The 21,693-nt window shown below is 45.9% G+C and carries 22 protein-coding genes and 1 pseudogene; all 23 read right to left on the minus strand.

All coding sequences use genetic code 11. The annotated features are described in order from the left end of the window. Positions 1 to 3 precede the first annotated feature (3 nt). The 23 genes and pseudogenes from BN1546_RS01580 to dprA all read right to left on the minus strand — a co-directional run bounded on the left by BN1546_RS01580 (position 4) and on the right by dprA (position 21,550). Entirely contained in the window at positions 4 to 369 is a 366-nt protein-coding gene (locus BN1546_RS01580) for a response regulator (protein ID WP_013370687.1), read from the minus strand. Positions 370 to 398: 29 nt separating this feature from the next. After that, entirely contained in the window at positions 399 to 1,712 is a 1,314-nt protein-coding gene (gene fliY / locus BN1546_RS01585) for a flagellar motor switch phosphatase FliY (RefSeq protein WP_090735511.1), read from the minus strand. Beyond that, complete coding sequence (fliM, locus tag BN1546_RS01590) at positions 1,702 to 2,700, minus strand: flagellar motor switch protein FliM (protein ID WP_013370685.1); 999 nt, start codon at positions 2,698 to 2,700, stop codon at positions 1,702 to 1,704. The genes fliY and fliM overlap by 11 nt, the downstream gene beginning before the upstream one ends. 43 nt (positions 2,701 to 2,743) lie before the next feature. Then, on the minus strand, positions 2,744 to 3,217 hold the full coding sequence (locus BN1546_RS01595; protein WP_013370684.1) for a flagellar basal body-associated FliL family protein: 474 nt from the start codon (positions 3,215 to 3,217) through the stop codon (positions 2,744 to 2,746). Continuing rightward, a complete protein-coding gene (locus BN1546_RS01600) occupies positions 3,214 to 3,438 on the minus strand; it encodes a flagellar FlbD family protein (RefSeq protein ID WP_013309896.1) in 225 nt (74 codons plus the stop codon). The genes BN1546_RS01595 and BN1546_RS01600 overlap by 4 nt, the downstream gene beginning before the upstream one ends. 60 nt (positions 3,439 to 3,498) lie before the next feature. Beyond that, positions 3,499 to 4,308, minus strand: a complete 810-nt coding sequence (gene flgF / locus BN1546_RS01605; RefSeq protein WP_090735513.1) for a flagellar basal-body rod protein FlgF — start codon at positions 4,306 to 4,308, stop codon at positions 3,499 to 3,501. A gap of 103 nt (positions 4,309 to 4,411) precedes the next feature. Then, on the minus strand, positions 4,412 to 4,792 hold the full coding sequence (locus BN1546_RS01610; protein WP_090735516.1) for a TIGR02530 family flagellar biosynthesis protein: 381 nt from the start codon (positions 4,790 to 4,792) through the stop codon (positions 4,412 to 4,414). After that, positions 4,789 to 5,322, minus strand: a complete 534-nt coding sequence (locus BN1546_RS01615) for a flagellar hook capping FlgD N-terminal domain-containing protein (RefSeq protein ID WP_090735519.1) — start codon at positions 5,320 to 5,322, stop codon at positions 4,789 to 4,791. Before BN1546_RS01615 ends, BN1546_RS01610 begins: the two co-directional genes overlap by 4 nt. A gap of 19 nt (positions 5,323 to 5,341) precedes the next feature. Continuing rightward, positions 5,342 to 6,796 carry a flagellar hook-length control protein FliK gene (locus BN1546_RS01620; RefSeq protein WP_090735522.1) on the minus strand — a complete coding sequence of 485 codons (1,455 nt, stop codon included), beginning with the start codon at positions 6,794 to 6,796 and terminating at the stop codon, positions 5,342 to 5,344. A 27-nt stretch (positions 6,797 to 6,823) separates the two neighbouring features. Continuing rightward, positions 6,824 to 7,825 (minus strand): magnesium transporter MgtE N-terminal domain-containing protein, encoded by a 1,002-nt coding sequence (locus BN1546_RS01625; RefSeq protein ID WP_090735524.1) that lies wholly within the window; start codon positions 7,823 to 7,825, stop codon positions 6,824 to 6,826. A gap of 47 nt (positions 7,826 to 7,872) precedes the next feature. Further along, the gene (gene fliJ / locus BN1546_RS01630) at positions 7,873 to 8,316 is read right to left on the minus strand and encodes a flagellar export protein FliJ (protein WP_013370677.1); all 444 of its coding nucleotides are present in this window, start codon (positions 8,314 to 8,316) and stop codon (positions 7,873 to 7,875) included. A 10-nt stretch (positions 8,317 to 8,326) separates the two neighbouring features. Continuing rightward, positions 8,327 to 9,646, minus strand: a complete 1,320-nt coding sequence (gene fliI / locus BN1546_RS01635; RefSeq protein WP_016820950.1) for a flagellar protein export ATPase FliI — start codon at positions 9,644 to 9,646, stop codon at positions 8,327 to 8,329. Beyond that, the gene (locus BN1546_RS01640; RefSeq protein WP_013370675.1) at positions 9,633 to 10,469 is read right to left on the minus strand and encodes a FliH/SctL family protein; all 837 of its coding nucleotides are present in this window, start codon (positions 10,467 to 10,469) and stop codon (positions 9,633 to 9,635) included. Before BN1546_RS01640 ends, fliI begins: the two co-directional genes overlap by 14 nt. Beyond that, complete coding sequence (fliG, locus tag BN1546_RS01645; protein ID WP_013370674.1) at positions 10,462 to 11,478, minus strand: flagellar motor switch protein FliG; 1,017 nt, start codon at positions 11,476 to 11,478, stop codon at positions 10,462 to 10,464. The genes BN1546_RS01640 and fliG overlap by 8 nt, the downstream gene beginning before the upstream one ends. Before the next feature lie 11 nt (positions 11,479 to 11,489). Further along, positions 11,490 to 13,073, minus strand: coding sequence for a flagellar basal-body MS-ring/collar protein FliF (fliF, locus tag BN1546_RS01650; RefSeq protein WP_064963108.1), 1,584 nt, complete (start codon positions 13,071 to 13,073; stop codon positions 11,490 to 11,492). 37 nt (positions 13,074 to 13,110) lie between these two features. Continuing rightward, entirely contained in the window at positions 13,111 to 13,425 is a 315-nt protein-coding gene (fliE, locus tag BN1546_RS01655) for a flagellar hook-basal body complex protein FliE (RefSeq protein WP_007430020.1), read from the minus strand. A 39-nt stretch (positions 13,426 to 13,464) separates the two neighbouring features. Continuing rightward, a complete protein-coding gene (flgC, locus tag BN1546_RS01660; RefSeq protein ID WP_013370672.1) occupies positions 13,465 to 13,917 on the minus strand; it encodes a flagellar basal body rod protein FlgC in 453 nt (150 codons plus the stop codon). A gap of 6 nt (positions 13,918 to 13,923) precedes the next feature. After that, on the minus strand, positions 13,924 to 14,331 hold the full coding sequence (gene flgB, locus BN1546_RS01665; RefSeq protein WP_019686986.1) for a flagellar basal body rod protein FlgB: 408 nt from the start codon (positions 14,329 to 14,331) through the stop codon (positions 13,924 to 13,926). A 407-nt stretch (positions 14,332 to 14,738) separates the two neighbouring features. Beyond that, positions 14,739 to 16,139 (minus strand): ATP-dependent protease ATPase subunit HslU, encoded by a 1,401-nt coding sequence (gene hslU, locus BN1546_RS01670; protein WP_017427922.1) that lies wholly within the window; start codon positions 16,137 to 16,139, stop codon positions 14,739 to 14,741. Positions 16,140 to 16,175: 36 nt separating this feature from the next. Then, on the minus strand, positions 16,176 to 16,718 hold the full coding sequence (gene hslV, locus BN1546_RS01675; RefSeq protein WP_013370669.1) for an ATP-dependent protease subunit HslV: 543 nt from the start codon (positions 16,716 to 16,718) through the stop codon (positions 16,176 to 16,178). Positions 16,719 to 16,744: 26 nt separating this feature from the next. Next, positions 16,745 to 18,085 carry an FADH(2)-oxidizing methylenetetrahydrofolate--tRNA-(uracil(54)-C(5))-methyltransferase TrmFO gene (gene trmFO, locus BN1546_RS01680; RefSeq protein ID WP_090735527.1) on the minus strand — a complete coding sequence of 447 codons (1,341 nt, stop codon included), beginning with the start codon at positions 18,083 to 18,085 and terminating at the stop codon, positions 16,745 to 16,747. Positions 18,086 to 18,112: 27 nt separating this feature from the next. Further along, positions 18,113 to 20,216: pseudogene (topA, locus tag BN1546_RS01685) on the minus strand (type I DNA topoisomerase). Positions 20,217 to 20,431: 215 nt separating this feature from the next. Beyond that, entirely contained in the window at positions 20,432 to 21,550 is a 1,119-nt protein-coding gene (gene dprA / locus BN1546_RS01690) for a DNA-processing protein DprA (protein ID WP_090735530.1), read from the minus strand. Positions 21,551 to 21,693 lie beyond the last annotated feature (143 nt).

Here is a 21,693-nt window from a genome sequence, read left to right on the forward strand (position 1 = left end):
GCCTTACACACCCAGTGTTTTGTTGATGGCTTCGATAACCCGATCCGATTGGAATGGCTTAACGATAAAATCTTTTGCGCCAGCTTGAATGGCATCAATTACCATAGCTTGCTGACCCATCGCGGAACACATGATAACCTTTGCATTCGGGTCAATTTGTTTGATTTCCTTCAGAGCGGCAATGCCGTCCATCTCAGGCATCGTGATATCCATCGTAATCAGGTCCGGACGAAGCTCCTTGAATTTTTCAATGGCCTGTGATCCATCCTGGGCCTCTCCTACTACTTCAAATCCATTTTTGGACAGGATGTCCCGAATCATCATTCTCATAAATGCAGCATCGTCCACGATCAAAATACGGTTTGCCATCTGAAATAAATCCTCCCTAAATTATGCTTTTATTGTAATTTTTGAATTCGGTCCCATTGGCTTACAATATCCGTTACACGCACGCCAAAGTTCTCGTCGATTACGACAACCTCGCCCTTGGCAATCAGTTTGTTGTTAACCATAATGTCCACCGGCTCCCCGGCAAGCTTGTCCAGTTCAATAATTGAACCTTGTGAGAGCTCCAGAATATCTTTAATTTGCTTTTGGGTCCTTCCTAATTCTACGGTGACTCTAAGGGGAATGTCCATCAATAAATTTAAATTGTTTTCATCCACTTGCGGAAATCCACCGGACTGCAAGTTAGAAAATTGTACAGGCTGCACATTTACATTACGTCCCGGTGGTACAGCCCCGTAATGATGAGGTGTTCCATAAGGCACTTGCGGCGACACACCTGCTGGCATTCCATACCCCGGCGTTCCATACCCTGGAGCGCCCTGCTGCCCATATCCCGGGTCTTGAGGATACATCGGCGGTTGTTGCCCATAGCCTGCATCTTGCGGTGCCTGCGCGGCTGCAGGCGGCTGTTGGTAGGCTGGTGAAGACGGTGGCTGCGGAGTACTAGCTTGTGTCGGCGCTTCGGGAGCAGCTGTTGCAGCTGCCTGCTGTGCGGACGCTTGCGGTTGCTCGTCATCCTCTCCGCCATTCATTAAGATGCTCACCATCTTTTTGGCGAAATTAACAGGTAACAGTTGCATCAGTGTAGAGTCAATCAGATCTCCAATCAATAACCGGAAGGATACTGTAATCAGCGTCTCTTCATCTGGCAGGCTGGATACTCCATCACCGTGCAAAGGATCCAAAATATCAATCCCTGGTGGAGAGATATTAACAAAACGATTAAACATGGTAGACATAGAGGTCGCAGACGATCCCATCATCTGGTTCATCGCTTCCTGCACGGCACTGATGTGAATTTCATTCAATTCTTCATCTGCCGGATTTCCTCCACCACCAAGCATTAAATCCGCTATAACCTGCGCATCACGCTTTTTAATTACGAGCGAGTTAATGCCTTCAAATCCATCGACATAATTTACATGTACGGCTACGTGCGGCTTTGGAAATGCAGTTTCAAATTCAGAACGTGTAATAATTGAAACTTTAGGTGTCGTAATATCCACCTTTTGACCGAGCAGTGTGGAAAGAGCCGTAGCTGCGCTGCCGAACGTTATATTACCGATTTCCCCAAGAGCATCCTGCTCCAGAGAAGTCAGAAAATCGTCAACGGTCTTGCCTGCGGGAGTAGAATCCGTCCCCGCTTCAGACTGTTTCAGCAAGGCATCAATTTCCTCCTGGGACAAATAGTCTTTACTCGTCAATTTCTTCAACTCCTTCGTTGACAATTTCATCAATTTGTACGGCAACACGATCTCTTACCATGCCGGGACTTCCCATAAACTTCAACTTCTCGCCTACCCGGATGGATAGTCCTTCTTTGACTGGCTTGTTCAATGAAATGACATCCCCTACCGAAAGGCCCAAAAACTCAGCTACATTTATCCGGGATTCACCCAACTCCGCAATAATAGGAAGCTCTGCTTTGGTGACCCGTAATCTCAAGGCGTCTATCTCTTCAGGCGCCCTTGATTTCTTTTCGGATGTAAACCACTGGTGCGTGGACAGTCTGGCCATAATAGGTTCCAATACCACGTGCGGGATACAGAGGTTAATCATCCCTGTGGTATCACCAATTTTGGTGCTAAGCGAAATCAGAGCAATCGTCTCATTGGGCGAAACAATCTGCATGAACTGCGGATTTGTTTCCATAGCCTCTAGACGTGGTTCAATGTCGAGTACCGTTTTCCAAGCCTCTTGCAGGCTATCAAAGGTACGGCTGAAAATTCGCTCCATGATCGTCGTCTCAATTTCGGTCAACGCGGTAACCTTGGTTGGTGCCGAACCTGTTCCTCCGAGAAGCCTGTCCAGCATGGCATAAGCTACGTTCGGGTGAACCTCAAGCACCATTCGGCCTTCCAGTGGTTCAGCTTCAAAAATGTTTAGAATGGTCATTTTCGGAATGGAGCGAATGAATTCATCATATGGAAGCTGCTCCACCTGAACGACATTAATCTGGACAAAAGTACGAAGCTGTGCTGAAAAATAAGTGGTCAGATACCGTGCAAAGTTCTCGTGTATCCGCGTCAGACTTCGTATATGGTCCTTGGAAAACCTAAGCGCTCTCTTGAAATCATAAGCGCGAACTTTCTTTTGGGTTTCTTCCTTTTTGAGTTCTTCCGCATCCATTTCACCGGACGAGAGAGCTGCTAAAAGGGCATCAATTTCCCCTTGTGACAGTACATCCACCAATGTTATTCACCCCCTTACGTGTTCCTGACAAGATCACCTGGAATCAAATGGCTGCCAGCAAAAAGTCTGTAATTTTGGCGTTCCCCAGGTGACCTTCAGGGAGCGACTTATTGATGAGATCCGTCAGCTTGTCACTGAACTGATCCCGGCCTTTAGCCGTTCTGAGCTCATCAGGTTTGGTGTCTGCAAGTAATTGAATAACGATAGGCTTAATACTAATGTCCTTGATTTTTTCAAAAGCTTCTTTGGCTTTGGCATCGTTCAATTGAAAAGCAAGATTCATCTGCACAATGTAATCTGCGTCTGCCAAATTTGTTTTGATACCGGTAATTTCAGAGCTTACTTCCACCAATTCATCTGCTGACAATCTTGGAAGTTGTTCTGCTTGAGCGGCTTGCGCATTCGGTATGACTTCCGACTTCTTCCCGCTAAGCGCTGGTATAAGTACAAAGGCCGCGCCTGCAATCAAAGTAATCGCGAGTAAAATTGTAATGAGCCATGGCAGCATTTTCTTCATTCGTCTTCCTCCATTTGTTGCACTTTTATCGTGGCGGCATGCATGCCGATTTCACGGCTGTAACCCTTGATCAAGGAGACGACATCTGCCGCTTTTTCCAATACAATCAACCGTTTCCCCGTCACCAAAGTGACGTATGTATCCGGTGTTTCCTCCACAGTCTCAATGAGCAGCGCATTAAGCCACATAGGCGAGCCGTTCAGCCGCGTTAACGGGATCATCGTAACACCAACCTCCTGATAGGTGCGGAGGAGCCTCTACTCCTCCGCGTTTAAATGAGATTATCGTTTCAAGTTTACAACTTCCTGAAGCACTTCATCCGAAGTCGTAATGATACGCGAGTTCGCTTGGAATCCACGCTGAGCTACGATCATTTCGGTAAATTCGCCTGTCAAGTCAACGTTGGACATTTCCAGCTGACCCGCGATGATAGCTCCACGCCCCTCTGAGTTGGCTGCTCCAGGCTCAAGTTCATCAATGTTGGAGTTGACCGTTGTACGATACAGGCTGCCTCCAATTTTCTCCAAACCTTCCGGGTTAGTAACTCTGGCTATACCAATTTGCGTGCCATTATTCACTGTACCATCATCTAATTGCTGTACAATCGTGCCATCCTGTGAGATAGAGACTGCCGTAACATTGTCTTCAAGTGTGATTGGATCTCCATCCAAATTTCCCACAAAAAATCCATCGGAAGTCACCAGATTCCGGTTTGCATCTATGTGGAAATCACCCGCACGAGTCAGATAGGGAACTTCCTGTGCATCATTCATTTTGACCAGGAAAAATCCGTCACCATTAATCCGCAAATCCGTTGGGTTATTCGTGGTCATCGCACTACCTGGAAGATGCAGTGTATCAATTGAGCTAACCGAGACCCCCAAACCTACCTGCTTGGCATTCTGTCCGGCGGTTGTTGTTCCGTCTGGTGCACTTGCACCCGAACTGGTTTGGCTCAAGATATCCTTGAACATCACTCGACTGGACTTGAAGCCTGTAGTATTTACGTTTGCAATGTTGTTACCGATAACGTCCAGCTTCGTTTGAAAGCCCTTCATGCCCGATACACCTGAATACATTGATCTCAACATTGAGTATAAATCCTCCTCTGATTGGTTGCTTAGTTGACCGCATCAGTCGATCCGCGGCTTTTTCATGGCTTTCCTATTCGGGCCAGCCACTTCGTATATTTTTTTATGAAATAATTACAGCACTATCTATCTGCGTAAATACGTTATCCTCCATGGACTGCTTGTCCATCGCAGTAACAACCGTTCGATTAGGCACACTAACAATCAAAGCCATATCCTGCATTAAAATCAAAGATTCTTTAGCGCCTTTGGCAGCAGCCTTATCCACAGCAGAGTTAATTCTCGCCATTTGGTCACTTTTCAACTCTATTCCTCGCTGCTCCAGTCGCTTGGCTGCATGGTTGCTGAGCTTGAGCACCTGTTCCTGCAACACCTGACCAAATGGTTTGGTGTCCTTTGTTACCGAATTTAATCGGTTTTGAGAAATCGCTGCCGGGGGAACGTTGGTAGGAAAAAGGCGTCCGACCGTTATCCTGTCATTCATGAGTTTTCACCACTTCCAGTAGAGGAAGAAGATGAAGTATCTGACGTCTCTGTAACAGGAGCCGTTGTATTAGCCTGGCTTACTGATGTTACATCTTTTAATGCCACCTCAGCCGCTCCCATTTTGGCATACTGCACACCGTCGCGAATAACGATGGAATCTACGATTCCACTTTTCACCGTACCTGCGCCTGTCTCACCTGTAATGGAATCTTTTTTCCCTGGCTCAATCCAACTGACTTCTTTTCCTATCAAACCAGAAGCTGTACCCAAAGACTGTCCCAATGCAGTCAACTGCGTAGAAATGTTCATCAGTTGTTCCACTGAGGAAAACTGTGCCATTTGGGCGACAAATTCTTTATCCTCCAAAGGCTGCATTGGATCCTGATTTTGTAGCTGAGTGATCAAGATTTTTAAAAATTGATCTTTACCCATCGTTTTAGTATCCTTGGCACTTGCTGTTTTGACATTATTCACATTGTAATTCGGCCAGACGTTACTGGTGGATACATTGTTGTCTGTAGTCGTCATTGTGTTCTCACCTCCATCATTACGCTTGTGCTGTAAAGGATCCTGTCAATTTCATGTCATCTGCGCGTTGTTCTGCTGTCCAGTTACGAAGCTCTTCTGTCATTTCAGCTACCTTCACAGCATCCTCGCTCTCTTCTCTACCTCGAGCTTTAGAACGTTGGTTGGATTGCTGCTGCTGATTAGCTCCAGATCCGCGTCCATCCTGATACATATGGGAAGATAGCGACTCATTGTGCGTTACTTCTACTTTGTCCACTTGAATACCTTGGCTCTGAAGACTCGTACGCAGCTGCGACATTTGCTGTTCCAGCAAATCCTTCGCTCCGCTATGCTCAGTCATGAACTGGGCAACCAGATGACCGTTTTGCATCGTTAGCTTAACCTCCAGCTGGCCCAGATGATCTGGACGAAGCATGATGGTCGCTTCTGTCAAACCAGTGTGCTTTACAATATCAAGTTTCTGCACTACAAACTCCGTCATCTCCTTGGCAAATTGCCGTACATGTACGACGGGTTGAGCTGGAGCCGAAGGTGTAGTTCCCTGTGTTTGTACCGAAAGCTGCCCCACAGTCGTGATCACCGGAGTCTGATTATCAGTTGCTGCCGGATCCGCTTGCTCAGCTGCATCTACGAATGTACCTGCTTCATCCGTTACAGTAGGTTTAAGTGCGGACTGAACGAGAAGATTTATTGATGAACGCTGTCCTTCTGAGCCTTGCTGGCTAGTTTCACCCTGACTTGCTTGCTGCTGAGGAGCAACCTGCTTGTTTGTAGATGCTGCAGTTAACGTCTGAGCACCATTTGCTCGTTGTGCAGAAGGCTGGGCCGCTTGTGAATCTCCACTATCAGCAAGTTCCACAGCTTTCAATACTCCATGCCACTGCTCATCGGAAATAGCTCCCGTCCCAGCCGTTGCGCTTTGCAGCGATTGTAGTAACTGTGTTACCTTAGACTTTTGATCCCCCGAAGCCTGTTCTGCTACATTGGCAAGTTGTGACAAAGCGTCCTGCAATGCAAACCGAAGAGTTGCCGGGTTAGCTGCCAAAGCTGTCAAGCCTGTAGCCTCTGCCGTTTTCCCACCATCTGCCTGTTGATTTGTTCCATTGCCTTGCAAAAACTGTTGTACTTGCTGAATCCACGATTGCAGAGTTGCAAGCAGCGCAGGATCGGCAACTACCTGATCATCCAATTTCTCGAGATTTTGCAGCAAAGGAGCTAATGTTTCAACCAGTGGCTCGGTTGGAGTTTCCGCAGATTCTCCCTTTGCAATAAGTGGTAGTACCATAACTAATGGAGAACCATTTGCATCTGTTCCTGCTGAGCCCGTTTGCCCGCCTGTCATCATTTGCGTCAGTGTTTGATTAAAGGCACCCGTGGTTGCTCCAGCAGCCGTGGCTGTACTTGTTGTTGATGCTGTCGTACTGTTAGCTGTTTGACTAGAGCTAAGAGATACACTTTGAGAAATAAGGGTCATACATTTTTCACCTCCCTTCAATTCAAATTACTTACTACCCATCAATTTATTCAAAATTTTCGCGGTCTGACCTGCATCCTTGGCAGACATATTTTGCAGTAAAGAAGCACGTGTCGAATCATCTACTGTATTTAATATGTTTAATGCCTTATCCGGACTGATTTTGTAAGTTTGTAAAATAAGTTCGGCACCGCTTTTCTTGTCCATGGAAGCAAATGTGCTACTGATTTGAGTGCTTTGCAGACTTTTACTCGTCGTTCCGGCTGTAGCACCTTGATCCTTTTTCAGACGAGACTGCAACGCAGCTACCGATAAATCCGTAGATGGTGTTACGTTTTTCAGAGCCATCGTAATATCTGCTGCTTTTTTAGCGTCCATCTTTTGCAAAATCTTCGCACTGTTGGCAGGGTCCATGTAGCTTAAGAGCTGTACGGTCTCTTCCGTGGTCAGATTCTCCATGATCGGTGCAGCTTTACTTGCCGTCATTCCTTCATACATGCTGGCAAGTTCTCTGGTCTGTTTTACATAAGGATCTTCATTTGTTGTTCCGTCTGTAGTTTGCGTACCAGCTTGTCCCTGCTGCCCGACCTGTCCCTGTTGACCCGTCTGCGACTGTTGTTCCTGTTGCGTTTGCAGTGTATTGACCTGATTCTGAAGTTCAGTAACCTTTTTATCTTGTGTCGTCTTAGCAGCCGTAGCCTTTTTTAGTTCCTCCGTCTGCTTAGCTAAATCCGCTTTTAACTGTTGAATGGTTGCTTCAGAACTTTCAGACTGCGCCTTCTGATCTGCCTCTTTTGTCTGGGTTGCCTTATCCTTCGGTTCAGGGATCCAGTTTTTAACAATTGGTATTTTGTTCCCTAATGAGATCATTTCGCTTCTGAAATCCATATTGAACAGTGTAAGCAAGACCCCGACCAGAACGATTGTGAAAACAATCGGAATCAGGAAAAACATAAACCGTTCAAATCCCCCGCCTGATTCTTTTCCTAAATCCATATCCAGTTCATTTTCTGCTAACTTCTGTGCCATCGTCTTCCTCCTCAGGCAGCTGATATGCGTATCCTATGACGTTCCGCTTACCGGGCTTTCATGGCAAATCGCACGGAAGCCATTTCATCCAGCTCATTCTGCTCGCGCAGGAGCATTTCCTGTTGGAATTTCACGTTGGCCTTCTCTCTTGCTTTCAGCCAAACTTGTTCATCCAGCATTTTATCGGTCAAAACGGTTTGTTTGCTTTGCACATTTTGCTGCGCATATTGAACATCCCTATGCTTGCGTGTAATACATTGGTCCAGATGATTGACATAAGCTTGTAATTCCTGAATGCTAGAGAGTGGCGCGCAATCTTCGGCAGCCTTTTGAATGGCTGATATGACCCGATTCCTTTCGCCTATAAGCTGTGTTAATGTCTGCTCCTCAACCTGCAATTGTCCAACAGCACTGGAAAGCAGCCATTCGGCCTGTGACTTTTCGTTCGTTTTCAAGTCTACAACTTTTTGAAAGGAATACTGAAATCTCATCGTTCAACCTTCATCTCCTCGTAAATTCAGAAATCAAACGTTCTCGTACTTCGTCCAGCTCAGCCTTTTCATCGGTTCTTTGTCTTGTAAAATCCCATATATCCCGTATGCGCTCCATAGATTCGTCAATTTCTGCATTCGAACCCTGTTGATAAGCCCCAATGTTAATCAGGTCCTCTGAATCTTTGTAAATGGCCATCAAGCGCTTAATGTTTTCGGCAGCGTCTATCTGATCTCGTGGTGCAATGTCCTTCATGACCCGGCTAATACTTGCTAAAACATCAATTGCGGGAAAATGTCCTTTGTTCGCAATCCCGCGGTTCAAGACAATGTGCCCATCCAATATCCCGCGCACCGCATCCGCGATGGGTTCGTTCATGTCGTCACCATCAACCAGCACTGTATAAAAAGCGGTTATGGAGCCAGTAGGACCTGTCCCTGCGCGTTCCAGAAGCTTAGGCAGACTAGCAAACACAGATGGAGTGTATCCTCTCATTGCTGGTGGCTCACCCACCGCTAGACCGACTTCACGCTGGGCCATCGCATATCGGGTAACTGAATCCATCATTAACATGACATTCAACCCGCGATCCCGAAAATATTCCGCTATCGTCGTTGCAATAAGTGCACCCTTAATGCGGATCAACGCAGGTTGGTCGGAAGTGGCCACAATGACTACAGAGCGTTCTAGTCCCTCAGGACCCAAATCCCGTTCAATAAAGTCCAGCACCTCGCGTCCACGTTCTCCGATCAAGGCAATTACGTTCACATCTGCTTCCGTATTACGGGCAATCATACCCATCAAAGTACTCTTACCTACACCCGAACCCGCAAAAATACCAACCCGTTGTCCTTTGCCAATCGTAAGCAACCCGTCAATTGCACGTACTCCGATACTAATGGGTTCCTGCACACGCGGACGATTCAGCGGATTGGACGGTATATTGAAGGTTGAATATCTCGCCATTCGCGAGGGAATCAGTGATCCGTCCAAAGGCTGACCCAAACCATCGAGCACTTTGCCTAACAGTTCCGAACCAACCTGCACATTCAGCGGCTTCCCTGTTCCTACGACATCACAACCAGGACCAATGGATTGTAGTTCTCCAAGTGGCATCAGAAGCACTTTATTGTCTCTGAAGCCAACAACCTCTGCCTGCAATGGCTTTGCCGCTTTGCCCGGATAAATATAACAAACATCCCCGATACTCGCGTCTGGACCTTCCGACTCAACCATCAAGCCGATAACCTGTGTAACCTTGCCATTCACCCGAACTGGGTCCAGCTGTCGCAAATGATCCATGTAGCGCTGTGCATTAAGCCCCTTCATGTCTTCGCTCCTCATTTTCATGTGCCAGACGCAGTAGTTCCTTTTTAATCTCAGCTAATTGCGTATCGATCCGGGCGTCCACGCTTCCAAAGGAAGAACGGATGACGCAACCGCGATCCTTTACGGTACCATCCGGAATAATTTGCAGTTCTGCCTGCGAATCGACAGTTAATGACAATTCTTCCCGCGCACCTTGCACAAATGCGAAATGCTGAGGCGACACACACAATGTAATGATTCCTTTTTCTCGCTTACGAGCCAAATTTTTGCGAATTAACTCAATTGTATATTCCGGTTCAAGACTAAGCTGTTTTTCAATGACCTTCTCGGCAATCGCACTACTCAGTTCAACCAAAAAAGGCTCTGCTTCCTGAATCAGTTGTTCCTTAATCTCATAGGCCTGACGCAGAATATCTTGTGCTTCTTCCATCATCTGCTCCGATTTCGTCTGAAGCTCAGCCTCAGCCAGCTTCTGGCCTTCTTCATATCCTTGTTGAAATCCATCTGCTTTTATCGACTGAATCAACTGATCGTCATGCTCGCGTCGTTCCTGCCACCAATCTTCAATCTGCTGCTGTGCTTCCTGAAGCATTCGTTCCGCTTCTTCAGCCGCCTCGCGTACCTGACGTTCGGCAAAGTCCTTAGCATCATTCAACATTTCATCTCGGAGCCGTTCTGCCTCATAATCTCGCTGAGGCTCTGGCTCCGTATATTCAGTTGTAATTTCTTCATCCGTCGTTTCTGGCACGTACGTATGTGCCACATCAATCGTTTTCAAAGCCTCTACAGGCACATATTGGAAAGATTTAATCAAGTTAGACAATGATGTCATCTCCTCCGCCGCGTGCGATTATAATCTCACCGGCCTCTTCCAATCTGCGGATCGTTGAAACGATACGTGTTTGTGCTTCTTCCACATCACGCAGCCGCACCGGTCCCATGTACTCCATTTCCTCTTTGAAGGTTTCTGCCATACGTTTCGACATATTTCGGAAAATCACATCGCGTACTTCTTCACTGGACACTTTAAGTGCCAATTGCAAGTCTGCATTGTCGATATCGCGGATAATGCGTTGAATGGACCGGTTGTCCACGTTGACAATATCCTCGAATACGAACATTCTTTTCTTGATTTCCTCAGCCAGTTCAGGGTCTTGAATTTCAAGCGAGTCGAGAATTGTACGCTCGGTTCCGCGGTCTACGCCATTCAAAATCTGAACGATAGACTCGATACCACCTGCATTCGTGTAATCCTGCGTTGCAGTTGCCGAGAGCTTTTGCTCCAATACTCTCTCCACTTGAGATATGACCTCCGGAGATGTACTGTCCATGACAGCAACACGCCGGGCCACATCTGCCTGCTTTTCCTGTGGTAAGGACGATAGAATTGCCGCCGCTTGCTCAAACTGCAAGTATGAAAGCACGAGAGCAATGGTTTGCGGATTCTCATTTTGTATAAAATTCAATATTTGGTTCGGATCAGCCTTACGAGCAAAATCGAAAGGTCTCACCTGTAATGTCGCTGTCAAACGGTTAATAACCTCAACTGCTTTTTGCGATCCAAGCGCTTTTTCCAATATTTCTTTAGCGTAATTAATACCGCCTTGGGAAATGTACTCCTGAGCCAGACAAATTTGATGAAACTCGGCCATAATGGAGTCTTTTTCAATGGCATCGACCTTCCGTACATTGGCAATTTCCAATGTAAGTTGCTCGATCTCTTCATCTCGCAAATGCTTGAATATTTGAGCAGATACTTCTGGCCCCATTGTGATCAAAAGAATAGCTGCTTTCTGTCTTCCCGTTAAACCTTGACTGCTTGCCTTTGCCAATGAACTCACCTCTATTCGTCAGCCAGCCATGTACGAAGCAGATTGACGAATTCGTCGGGTTTCTTTTTCGCCAGACTTTCAAGCTGTTTACGCACTTGACTTTCATTTGTCACACTTTCCATGGTAATGGACGGGAATTCCGTCGGCGTTGGCATGAGTTGCAATTCTTCATCCAACTCTTCTTCCTGATTACGACGGCTGCGTACGATGAAGAAGATTACACCCGCCAACAGTGCCAGAACTGCAGCTCCGATGCCCCACATCCACGGGTTGGAAGCTGAGAAGAATGTATTGGTACTCGTAGGCGCTGGAGCAGCTTGCGAGAACACTGAAACCTTTTTAGCCAAATCAGCGTCTGTAAAAGTAGTACCGGAATTCGCCAGTGATGCTCTTACAATATTAACCAAAATGTTTTGAATTGCTGTCTGAGTTGCAGTATCCAACGTTTGCTGACCTGTTGGTGGTTCAACTGCTACATTAATGGTTAAATCTTTTACAGTGTACGGACTTTGAATAATATCCCTTGCAATTCGGTTAACTTCGTAGTTAATCGTACTTGAGCTCTTATCCGAGCTGGTATTGCCGGAATTGGCTCCTCCAGGGTAACCCGGGACATCCTGCGTTCCTGTCCCTGCAACTCCTCCGGTTTGTCCACTACTGCCCGTATAACTTTCCTGAATTTGTTGGGCACTGATTTCAATACCCTTCATTTTCGTTTGGTCAACAGGTGTGACCATTTGTTCCTTTGATGTTACTTTGTCGAAATTTAGCTGGGACATAACCAGTACGTTCACTTTGTCGTCTCCAACAATTTTCGACAAAAATTGTTGGACATTATTCCTTACATCGCTCTCAAACTTCTTCTGTAGAGCCATGTTTTCCTGAACACCACTTGTGAGTCCACCTTGGCCGCCCTTGGCCGTTGGAATCAATTCATATTCCTTATTGGTGATCGTAATATTTTCTACTGGCAAATTCGGTACAGCCGTTTTTACCAGGTTAAAATATCCGTCGATCGCTTGTTGATTGGGAGTAAAGCCAGGTTCGAATTCCATTTGAATCGAAGCAGATGCTTTGTCCTTTTCTTCAAGTCCGGCAAAGATATTTTCCTTTGGCATATTAATGACAGCTTTGGAGCTTTGGACACCATCCATCCGTTCCAATAGTTGCTGTACTTCGCCGTTCAATGCGTTATTGTACTTCACATTGAACTCGTTCTCCGTCATACCTATAGCCGAGGAGGACTGGTCAAAGGCGCTCATGCCGATTGACCCTTTCTGTATCAGGCCTTGAGACCCAACATCTACCTTCGCCTTATCTGCATTTGCGGTTGGGACTGAAATTTGTGTCCCCCCAGCATTAAGCTGATACGGTATACCCGCAGAATCGAGATATTTAATGACCCCAGCGGCATCATTTGCATTAAGATCCTGGAAGGCCACTTCATACTCAGTTTTGGTAAACTGCATCGTTAGCACTACAATGGCGATAATGATGAATGCTAATGTCGAAACAAGTAATATCTTCTGTTTTTTGCTGAAATTATTCCAATACCCGGAAATCTTATCCCGGTATTGGGCGATTCTCTCGTTCACTCCGTCACCCCATCCGAAACTTTGCTAAACCCTCACTTTACATCTGTGTACGCATGATCTCCTGATAGGCTTCGATCGCTTTGTTTCGGACCTGTGTAGTAAGCTGCAGGGAAAGCAGCGCTTGTTGTGAAGTGATCATGACCTGATCTACATCAACTTTGCCTGCCATGAATTGGTCGGACATCTGGTGTGTAGCGGCTTCCTGCTGCCCTACTTCATTAAGAGCATCCTTTAGGAAGGAGCCAAAATCCTTCAAGGATTCGGAAGGAGTCGCTTTCGTCAACTCATTGTTAGGCGATTGAATCTGCTGTATTACCGGTGTCTGTACGTTAAACATGGCGTTCTGAATCATGTTTTACTCTCCCTATTAAGTAGTTAGTAGTCCTGGAACTTAGCGACCGATTTCAAGCGCTTTGGAAACCATCGCCTTTGAAGCATTCAGAGCTGTTACATTGGCTTCGTATGAGCGTGTTGCGGAAATCATGTCGACCATTTCTTTCATTATGTCTACATTAGGCATATATACATAGCCATCTTTATCAGCGTCCGGATGACCCGGATTGTACACTGGCTTCAAAGGTGACTGATCTTCCTGAATTTGCGAAACTTTAACGCCAGCGGCGCTTGTACTACTTCCTTCCATTTGAGCCTTCAAAACATCGGCAAAGCCAGATTGGTTCGGCTCCAAAACAACCGTTTTTCTTCGATATGGAATTGCTTGTCCATTCTCCACCTTCGCCCGAGTTGTCTCTGCGTTGGCAATGTTGCTCGATATAACGTCCATCCGCAACCGTTGGGCCGTAAGAGCAGATGCACTAATATCAAAGCCGTTGTTAATCTTCACCTCGTCCTATCTCCCTTCTACCGCTGTTCTCATCATTTTGATGCGCTCATTAATTTCTTGGATGTAGGTATTATATCTTAGTTGATTTTCAGCCATAAGACTCATTTCTCTGTCTATATCTACGTTGTTCATGTTGTTATTCATGACTGAGTACCCATCTTTGGTGACCGTGGCATCAGGAATGGAGTTCACAGGTCCTATTTGAAAATGTCTTGAATTGGTTACTTTTCCACGCAGTGGCGTGACATCACCGTCCATTTGCTGCTGAAGCAGTTCTTCAAATGAAACCTCCGAACGCTTAAAATACGGGGTATCCGCATTGGAAATATTATCGGCCATCACACGTTGTCTCGTATTGGCCGCCTGTACACCTGCCTGAAGCTTTTGAAAGCTTACATCACCCAGCAGATTCATTTAGCTCCTCCCTCCAGCGTCTACTCCAAAGTAAGATTCAATAAAACAAGATTTTTCACTTTTTTTCGACAATAAAATTTCATAATTATACATTTCTTTTAGGTCTTAAGTAGAAAATCTTAACTTTCTGTCATATATTCTAAGTTTCGTAGAGTTGGGACCTAATTACAATAAGAAAAAAGCCCTATCTTTTTTAAAAAAGAGGGCTTTAGATGCATAAAATGTTAAATTTTTCAGGTTTTTTTCAAGAAAATGAATGTTTTCTTAGCACTTTACACCTGTAAAAGATTATACGTCCTACTTTTGGAATAGACAGAAAAATCATCAACTTAACCTGTGTCTAGGACTAAACGACGGTGCAAGATAGTGTTATTCTGGACCACACACCCTATTTTTAGACACCCTGTTCATAAAATATACTGACTAAGGTCCCTGTTTTGGGCAATATCTCCCAGCTTCTCACGCACATATTCCGGGGTAATGATCATACGATCCAATGTAAGCTCCGGGGCTTCAAATGACAGATCCTCCAGTAGCTTCTCTAAGATGGTATGCAAACGCCGTGCGCCGATATTTTCGGTGTTGCGATTAACGGACTCGGCAATACTAGCGATCTCACGAATCGCTTCCGCAGAAAATTCGACTTCTATTTCCTCGGTGCGGAGCAACTCGGTGTATTGCTTGGTCAGCGCATTTTTAGGCTCCGTCAATATCGACACAAACTCATCCAAGGTCAGACTACTTAGCTCCACACGGATTGGAAAACGACCTTGAAGCTCTGGGATCAGGTCTGACGGTTTAGCCACATGAAAAGCCCCAGCGGCAATAAACAGAATGTAGTCTGTTCTTACCGGGCCGTATTTGGTCATAATGGTAGAGCCCTCGACAATAGGTAAAATATCGCGCTGGACTCCTTCTCTCGACACATCAGGGCCACTTCCCTTGCCTTGGCTGGCAATCTTATCTATTTCATCAATAAAAATAATACCGGATTGCTCAGCACGCTTCACAGACTCCTGAATCACATCATCCATATCGATCAACTTGGCTGCTTCATCTTGAATCAGTACCTTGCGAGCTTCCTTGATTGGTAGCTTGCGCTTCTTCGTCCGCTTAGGAAGGAAACTTCCGAACATCTCCTGCATATTCATACCCATTTGTTCATTCCCTTGCCCAGCAAACATATCGAGCATATTGGGTGCGGTATCCTCCACATCAATCTCTATGACATCATCCTCAAGCTTACCGGACAACAGATCAAATTTAACCTTGCGTCGCTTCTCTGCTAAGGTTCCGTCCTGTTGTGGTGGTTCTTCTTCTACCGAAGTCCCTGTGTTATTGCCAAACAGCATTTCAAAAGGATTACGTTGCGATTTATTTGACTTTTCTGCAGGTACAAGGATATTGACAATCCGTTCATTTGCCATGTCCTCCGCTTTGTCTTTCACATTCTCTGTTCGTTCCGACTTGACGATACGGATAGAGGTTTCCATTAGATCCCGCACCATGGATTCTACATCACGACCGACGTAACCCACTTCTGTAAATTTGGTGGCCTCTACCTTGACAAAAGGAGCTCCCACGAGCCGTGCAAGTCTACGTGCAATTTCAGTTTTACCCACACCTGTCGGTCCGATCATCAAAATATTTTTAGGCACAATTTCATCCCGAATATCATCCGGCAGTTTACTACGCCGATAACGATTACGCAAGGCAACAGCAACTGATTTTTTAGCTTCCTTTTGTCCGACAATATACTTATCCAGCTCGGATACCACTTGTCTGGGCGTCAACGATTGATTATTCATTTTGCACTCCTCCACCCTTGAATACTCAGAGCCGACTTACAATTCTTCCACGATAATCTGACTGTTCGTATACACACATATTTCCGAAGCAACCTCTAACGCTTCCCGTGCCATGTCCTTTGCTTCCATACCAGAGCCATGACGTTTGAAAGCACGGGCAGCTGCCAATGCAAAATTACCACCTGAGCCAATGGCCAACACATCATCGTCAGGTTCAATAATTTCTCCGCCTCCAGAAATGAGCAGCATCCCGGATGAGTCCATCACAATCATCAGCGCTTCCAGCTTGCGTAGTACACGATCCTGCCGCCAGTCTTTGGCCAGTTCTACAGCAGCCCTTTGAAGATTGCCATGATGTTCCTCCAGCTTATTTTCAAACTTTTCAAACAATGTGATAGCATCGGCCACCGAACCCGCAAATCCCGCAACGACCTGCCCACGATACAATCTGCGCACTTTTTTAGCCGTTTGCTTCATCACAACACTGTTGCCGAACGTTACCTGCCCATCACCCGCAATAGCTCCTTTGCCATTATGGCGTACAGCACAGATGGTGGTAGCATGAAAGGACATATCCATAACGCGCTCCTCCTTTTCCTTCATCCTTATGCCTGTACTTCTGTTGACATAACTCCCGTTTGGTTGATATAACCGCGCAAACTTTCCAACGCGCGATTAGCGAGAGCTTCATTTTTTTCCTTTTTGTTACGAATGCGTGTCTCCAGCTTTGGAAGCAGACCAAAGTTTGCATTCATCGGTTGGAAATGTTTGAAATCAGCAGTTGTAATATATCGTGCCATGCTGCCTAGTGTCGTTTCCGCAGGAAATACGAACATTTCCTGCCCACGTGCTGCTCGTGCCGCATTTATACCAGCCAGTAGACCTGAGGCCGCCGACTCTACATAACCCTCTACACCAGTCATTTGTCCGGCAAAGAACAGATTACTTCTTCCCTTGAACTGATAAGTTGGGTGAAGCTGCTGTGGAGAATTAATGAAGGTATTGCGATGCATCACGCCATAACGTACAAACTCTGCCTCTTCAAGTCCCGGGATCATTGAAAACACACGCTTTTGCTCCCCCCATTTGAGGTGAGTCTGGAAACCAACCAGATTATATAGCGTACCTGCAGCGTTGTCTTGTCGAAGCTGAACAACTGCATAGGGTAGTTCTCCTGTATGTGGATTTACGAGGCCTACAGGCTTCATCGGTCCAAACAATGCCGTTTGTTTCCCACGTTGCATCATTACTTCGATAGGCATACATCCTTCGAAGTAGATTTCTTTTTCGAACTCCTTGACTTGTGCCACCTCAGCAGTAATCAAAGCCTCATAGAAAGCATCAAATTCCGCTTCGTTCATCGGACAATTTAAGTAAGCTGCTTCTCCTTTATCATAACGGGAAGCCAGATAGACCTTGCTCATATCGATGGAGTCCTTCTCTACAATCGGAGCTGCCGCATCGTAGAAATAAAAATACTCCTCTCCCATCAGCGTTTTGATCTGTTCTGACAAAGCTGGAGAAGTTAATGGTCCCGTTGCAACGACCACGATACCGTTCTGCGGGAGTTCCTGGAGTTCTTCATTAACGACCTCGATCAAAGGATGTTGATGAAGCGTATCTGTAATATGACCGGAAAATCCATCACGATCCACAGCCAATGCCCCACCAGCCGGAACAGCATGGCGATCTGCCGCACTCAGAACCAAAGAGTTTAGTATTCTCATCTCTTCCTTCAGTACGCCTACTGCATTCGTCAGACCATTCGCGCGCAAGGAATTACTACATACTAATTCGGCAAATTTATCCGTATGATGCGCGGGTGTTTTTACAACCGGTCTCATTTCATATAACTTAACTGGCACTCCACGGCTTGCAATTTGCCAGGCAGCTTCGCTGCCCGCCAATCCTGCTCCGATGACCGTTACCTTTTGTAATTCACTCACTTTGAAATCCCCCTGCTATCTTTGTTCTTAAGAAGTCTCTACACTCTCATCGCTCTCCTCCAGCATTTCGCTGTGATCGCAGACGGTACAGTTGAGCTTCGTTCCCTGTTTAGTACGTTTTTTCGACCATTAGGCCACTGCAACTTGGACAAGGCTTAATGGACGGTTTATCCCAGGATACAAAATCACATTCTGGGTAACGGTCACATCCGTAAAAGACACGTCCTTTTTTACTTCGTCGTTCGACGACATGTCCCTCACCGCATGTAGGACAATTTATCCCGATATCCTTGACAATTGGCTTGGTGTTACGACAATCCGGGAAAGCAGAGCAGGCCAGAAATTTACCAAAGCGGCCCAGCTTATACACCATGGGGCTGCCACACTTGTCACAGATGACGTCGGATACTTCATCCTTAATTTCAATTTCTTTCATTTCTTCTTCAGCCACTTCCAGACGCTTCTCGAATGACTCGTAAAAGTCACTCAACACCTTGACCCAATCACCTTCGCCTTCTTCAACGTGGTCAAGATCACCTTCCATATTGGCTGTAAATTCTACATTCAGAATCTCTGGAAAAAATTCCTCCATCTGCTCGATGACCAACTCTCCCAGCTCGGTAGGGAAGAATTTCTTCTCCTCAATAGCGACGTAACCGCGCTTCTGAATGGTTTCCAGGGTCGGTGCATACGTACTCGGGCGTCCTATACCCAATTCCTCCAGCGTCTTCACCAGTCGTGCTTCCGTATAGCGAGGAGGCGGTTGTGTAAAATGCTGCTTTGGTTCAACCGATTCCTTTTTCAGCTTATCGCCGGGTTGAAGTGGCGGCAACAGCTTATCTTCTTCGGTTTTACCGTCGTCATTCCCCTCCACATACACTTTCATGAAGCCTGGAAAGCGAACCTTTGAACCGGCTGCCCGGAATATCGCCTCGCCTGCTTCAATATCAACGGACAAAGTATCCATAATAGCGGAAGCCATCTGACTCGCCATAAAACGTTCCCATATCAGTTTGTACAATCGGAACTGATCTCTACTCATAAAAGGCTTAACAGTTTCCGGATCACGCAAGGCGGAGGTTGGACGAATCGCTTCATGCGCATCCTGAGCATTAGCCGACTTTTTTGAATACTGACGAGGACTTTCAGGCACAAAATCTTCGCCATATTTTTGAATGATGACCTCTTTCGCTTCCTCTTGAGCCGAAGTGGCGATCCGTGTGGAATCCGTACGCATATACGTAATCAGACCCACAGTCCCTTCTTTTCCCAAATCCACACCCTCATACAGCTGCTGCGCTACAGACATCGTTTTAGATGCCCGGAAGTTGAGCTTTCGAGCCGCCTCTTGCTGCAAGGAACTTGTTGTGAATGGAGGAGACGGATTGCGTAAACGCTCCTTCTCTTTCACATCGCGCACCTTGTAAGACGATTTTCCGATAGCTTCTAACACTTCTTGTACATCCGCTTCGCTAGAGAGCTCTTTCTTTTCGCCGTGTAGCTTATGGAATTTCGCTTCAAAAGTGCTGTCTTTAATAGCTAGTTTAGCTGTGATCGTCCAGTATTCTTCCGGTACAAACTCATTAATCTCGTTTTCCCGGTCCAGAATAATTTTCACTGCAACCGACTGCACACGCCCAGCAGACAGACCCTTCTTTACCTTTTTCCAGAGCAATGGACTTATTTTATAACCGACAAGCCGATCCAATATCCGTCGTGCCTGCTGCGCATTGACCAAATCCATGTTGATCTTGCGGGGGGTTTTAAAAGCATCTTTGACAGCCTGCTTCGTTATTTCATTAAACACCACACGACAATCCGCCGTATCGTCCAGTTCCAGCGCATGCGCCAGATGCCAAGCAATAGCCTCGCCTTCGCGATCCGGGTCAGCCGCCAGATATACTTTTTTTACTTTTTTTCGGGCATCCTTTAACTCTTTTAGTATTGAGCCTTTACCTCGAATGGTAATATATTTGGGATTAAAATCATTTTCAACCTCTACACCGATCTGGCTCTTAGGTAAATCCCTAATATGACCCATGGAAGCCTTGACGATATATTTGCTGCCTAAGTATTTGCCGATCGTCTTCGCCTTGGAAGGCGATTCCACGATGACGAGTGAATCCGCCATAGGCTCTTCCTCCTCTCAATTACATACATGAATATGATAGACTTCCTGAAATGTGGTGAGCTATAGTTCGTTAATACGAGCTATAAATTCAACACATTTCAGGAAGTGGGGAAGGAGTAGGAATCCGCGATGCGAATTAACGCTAATTTCCCTCCACCTATGTTTAAAATTGAATTTTACGCATTTACTAACTAAGGATTTGACAAAAACAACGACTAAATAAGCTTGTATTTTGTGCCCGCTAGCTGAGCGATCCTTTTTTTTATGATTAACGATAACAGAACTGCGTGTAAAAGTCCAAAATCCCATGCCGTAGCATCAAGCAGTTCATCCAGTGTCATGGTTCCTTGTTCCAGCAGCAGCACTACGCGCTTTTCCTCAGAAGTCTCACTTTCTGATGCTTTGGAGACTTTCTTAAGATTAAGACTCTGTTCTCTATTGTATGAAGAAACCTGCCTTGTACGCAAATCTGCTTCATACTCCTCAATAATATCCGAAGCTTCAGTGACCGTTTTGGCTCCTTGCTTAATTAAGTTCAGCGTGCCTTTACTCTTCGGTGACGTAATGGGTCCAGGAACAGCAAACACATCTCGATTTGCCTCCAGCGCAGCATCCGCTGTAATCAAGGAACCGCTTCTAGCGTCTGCTTCTACAACGAGCGTCCCCTTCGTTAAACCGGCAATAATGCGATTACGTTGTGGAAACATCCCGGGATGAGACCTCGTACCTGGAGGATACTCCGATACGATTAGACCTTTACTAGCCATCTCTGCAAACAAAGAGGCATTTTGGGGAGGATAAATTTGGTCAATTGCTGTTCCAAGTACACCAATTGTGTTGCCTCCCTGGCGCAGGGCTGTTTCGTGACAAATACTGTCAATCCCTCTCGCCAATCCACTAACCACTGTAATCCCTGCATTACATAATTCCTCTGTTAGTATCTCCGCTGCTCTACGACCATACGCAGTAGGAACGCGAGTTCCTACCATGGCTACAGAACATGTGTGCAAAAGTGATTTATCCCCTTTTGTATACATCACCCAAGGAGGGTCAACTGTTTCCTTCATTAATAAAGGGTAATCTTCGTCCACATAAGTTATCGTACCAATATCACTGGATTGAATTCGCTGATATCGTTCATGCACCCATTCTTCATCGTAACACTGTGCCGCAATGCGTGCCTGTGTGGGACTTAAGCCTATCTCAATCCACTTTTGTTCGCTAAAATGCAGTAGCTCATGCAATCGATAATCACTCGACCAAATACGCTGAATAGTTCTTCTTCCGATTCCCTCTAACTCATGTAGACCTAATAAAAGCCATCTTTCTTCCAAACTGTGGTTCCCCCATTCATGGAAGAGTGAACCCTTCCTTATTTTGTGGCACAACGGATCATTTTGCAAGCGTTTCCCTGACAAGCCTGTCTCAACGCAAAAAAAAGCAACCTTTTCATCCCCTGTTTCAGAAGATAAAAAGG

It is taken from the genome of Paenibacillus sp. Mc5Re-14, assembly GCF_001049835.1.
Lineage (GTDB): Bacteria > Bacillota > Bacilli > Paenibacillales > Paenibacillaceae > Paenibacillus > Paenibacillus polymyxa_C.

Bases quoted from the DNA above. Each gene is read 5' to 3' on its own strand.
- flgB (WP_019686986.1), bottom strand. From the start codon at position 14,331: ATGAATCTGCTGGGTGATGTAAGCTTTCAAAAGCTTCAGGCAGGTGTA.
- fliJ (WP_013370677.1), bottom strand. From the start codon at position 8,316: ATGAGATTTCAGTATTCCTTTCAAAAAGTTGTAGACTTGAAAACGAAC.
- BN1546_RS01625 (WP_090735524.1), bottom strand. From the start codon at position 7,825: ATGGCACAGAAGTTAGCAGAAAATGAACTGGATATGGATTTAGGAAAA.
- flgF (WP_090735513.1), bottom strand. From the start codon at position 4,308: ATGTTGAGATCAATGTATTCAGGTGTATCGGGCATGAAGGGCTTTCAA.
- BN1546_RS01610 (WP_090735516.1), bottom strand. From the start codon at position 4,792: ATGAATGACAGGATAACGGTCGGACGCCTTTTTCCTACCAACGTTCCC.
- BN1546_RS01595 (WP_013370684.1), bottom strand. From the start codon at position 3,217: ATGAAGAAAATGCTGCCATGGCTCATTACAATTTTACTCGCGATTACT.
- fliI (WP_016820950.1), bottom strand. From the start codon at position 9,646: ATGAAGGGGCTTAATGCACAGCGCTACATGGATCATTTGCGACAGCTG.
- BN1546_RS01615 (WP_090735519.1), bottom strand. From the start codon at position 5,322: ATGACGACTACAGACAACAATGTATCCACCAGTAACGTCTGGCCGAAT.
- BN1546_RS01620 (WP_090735522.1), bottom strand. From the start codon at position 6,796: ATGACCCTTATTTCTCAAAGTGTATCTCTTAGCTCTAGTCAAACAGCT.
- BN1546_RS01600 (WP_013309896.1), bottom strand. From the start codon at position 3,438: ATGATCCCGTTAACGCGGCTGAACGGCTCGCCTATGTGGCTTAATGCG.
- BN1546_RS01580 (WP_013370687.1), bottom strand. From the start codon at position 369: ATGGCAAACCGTATTTTGATCGTGGACGATGCTGCATTTATGAGAATG.
- hslV (WP_013370669.1), bottom strand. From the start codon at position 16,718: ATGGATATGTCCTTTCATGCTACCACCATCTGTGCTGTACGCCATAAT.
- fliE (WP_007430020.1), bottom strand. From the start codon at position 13,425: ATGATTCAGAACGCCATGTTTAACGTACAGACACCGGTAATACAGCAG.
- hslU (WP_017427922.1), bottom strand. From the start codon at position 16,139: ATGAATAATCAATCGTTGACGCCCAGACAAGTGGTATCCGAGCTGGAT.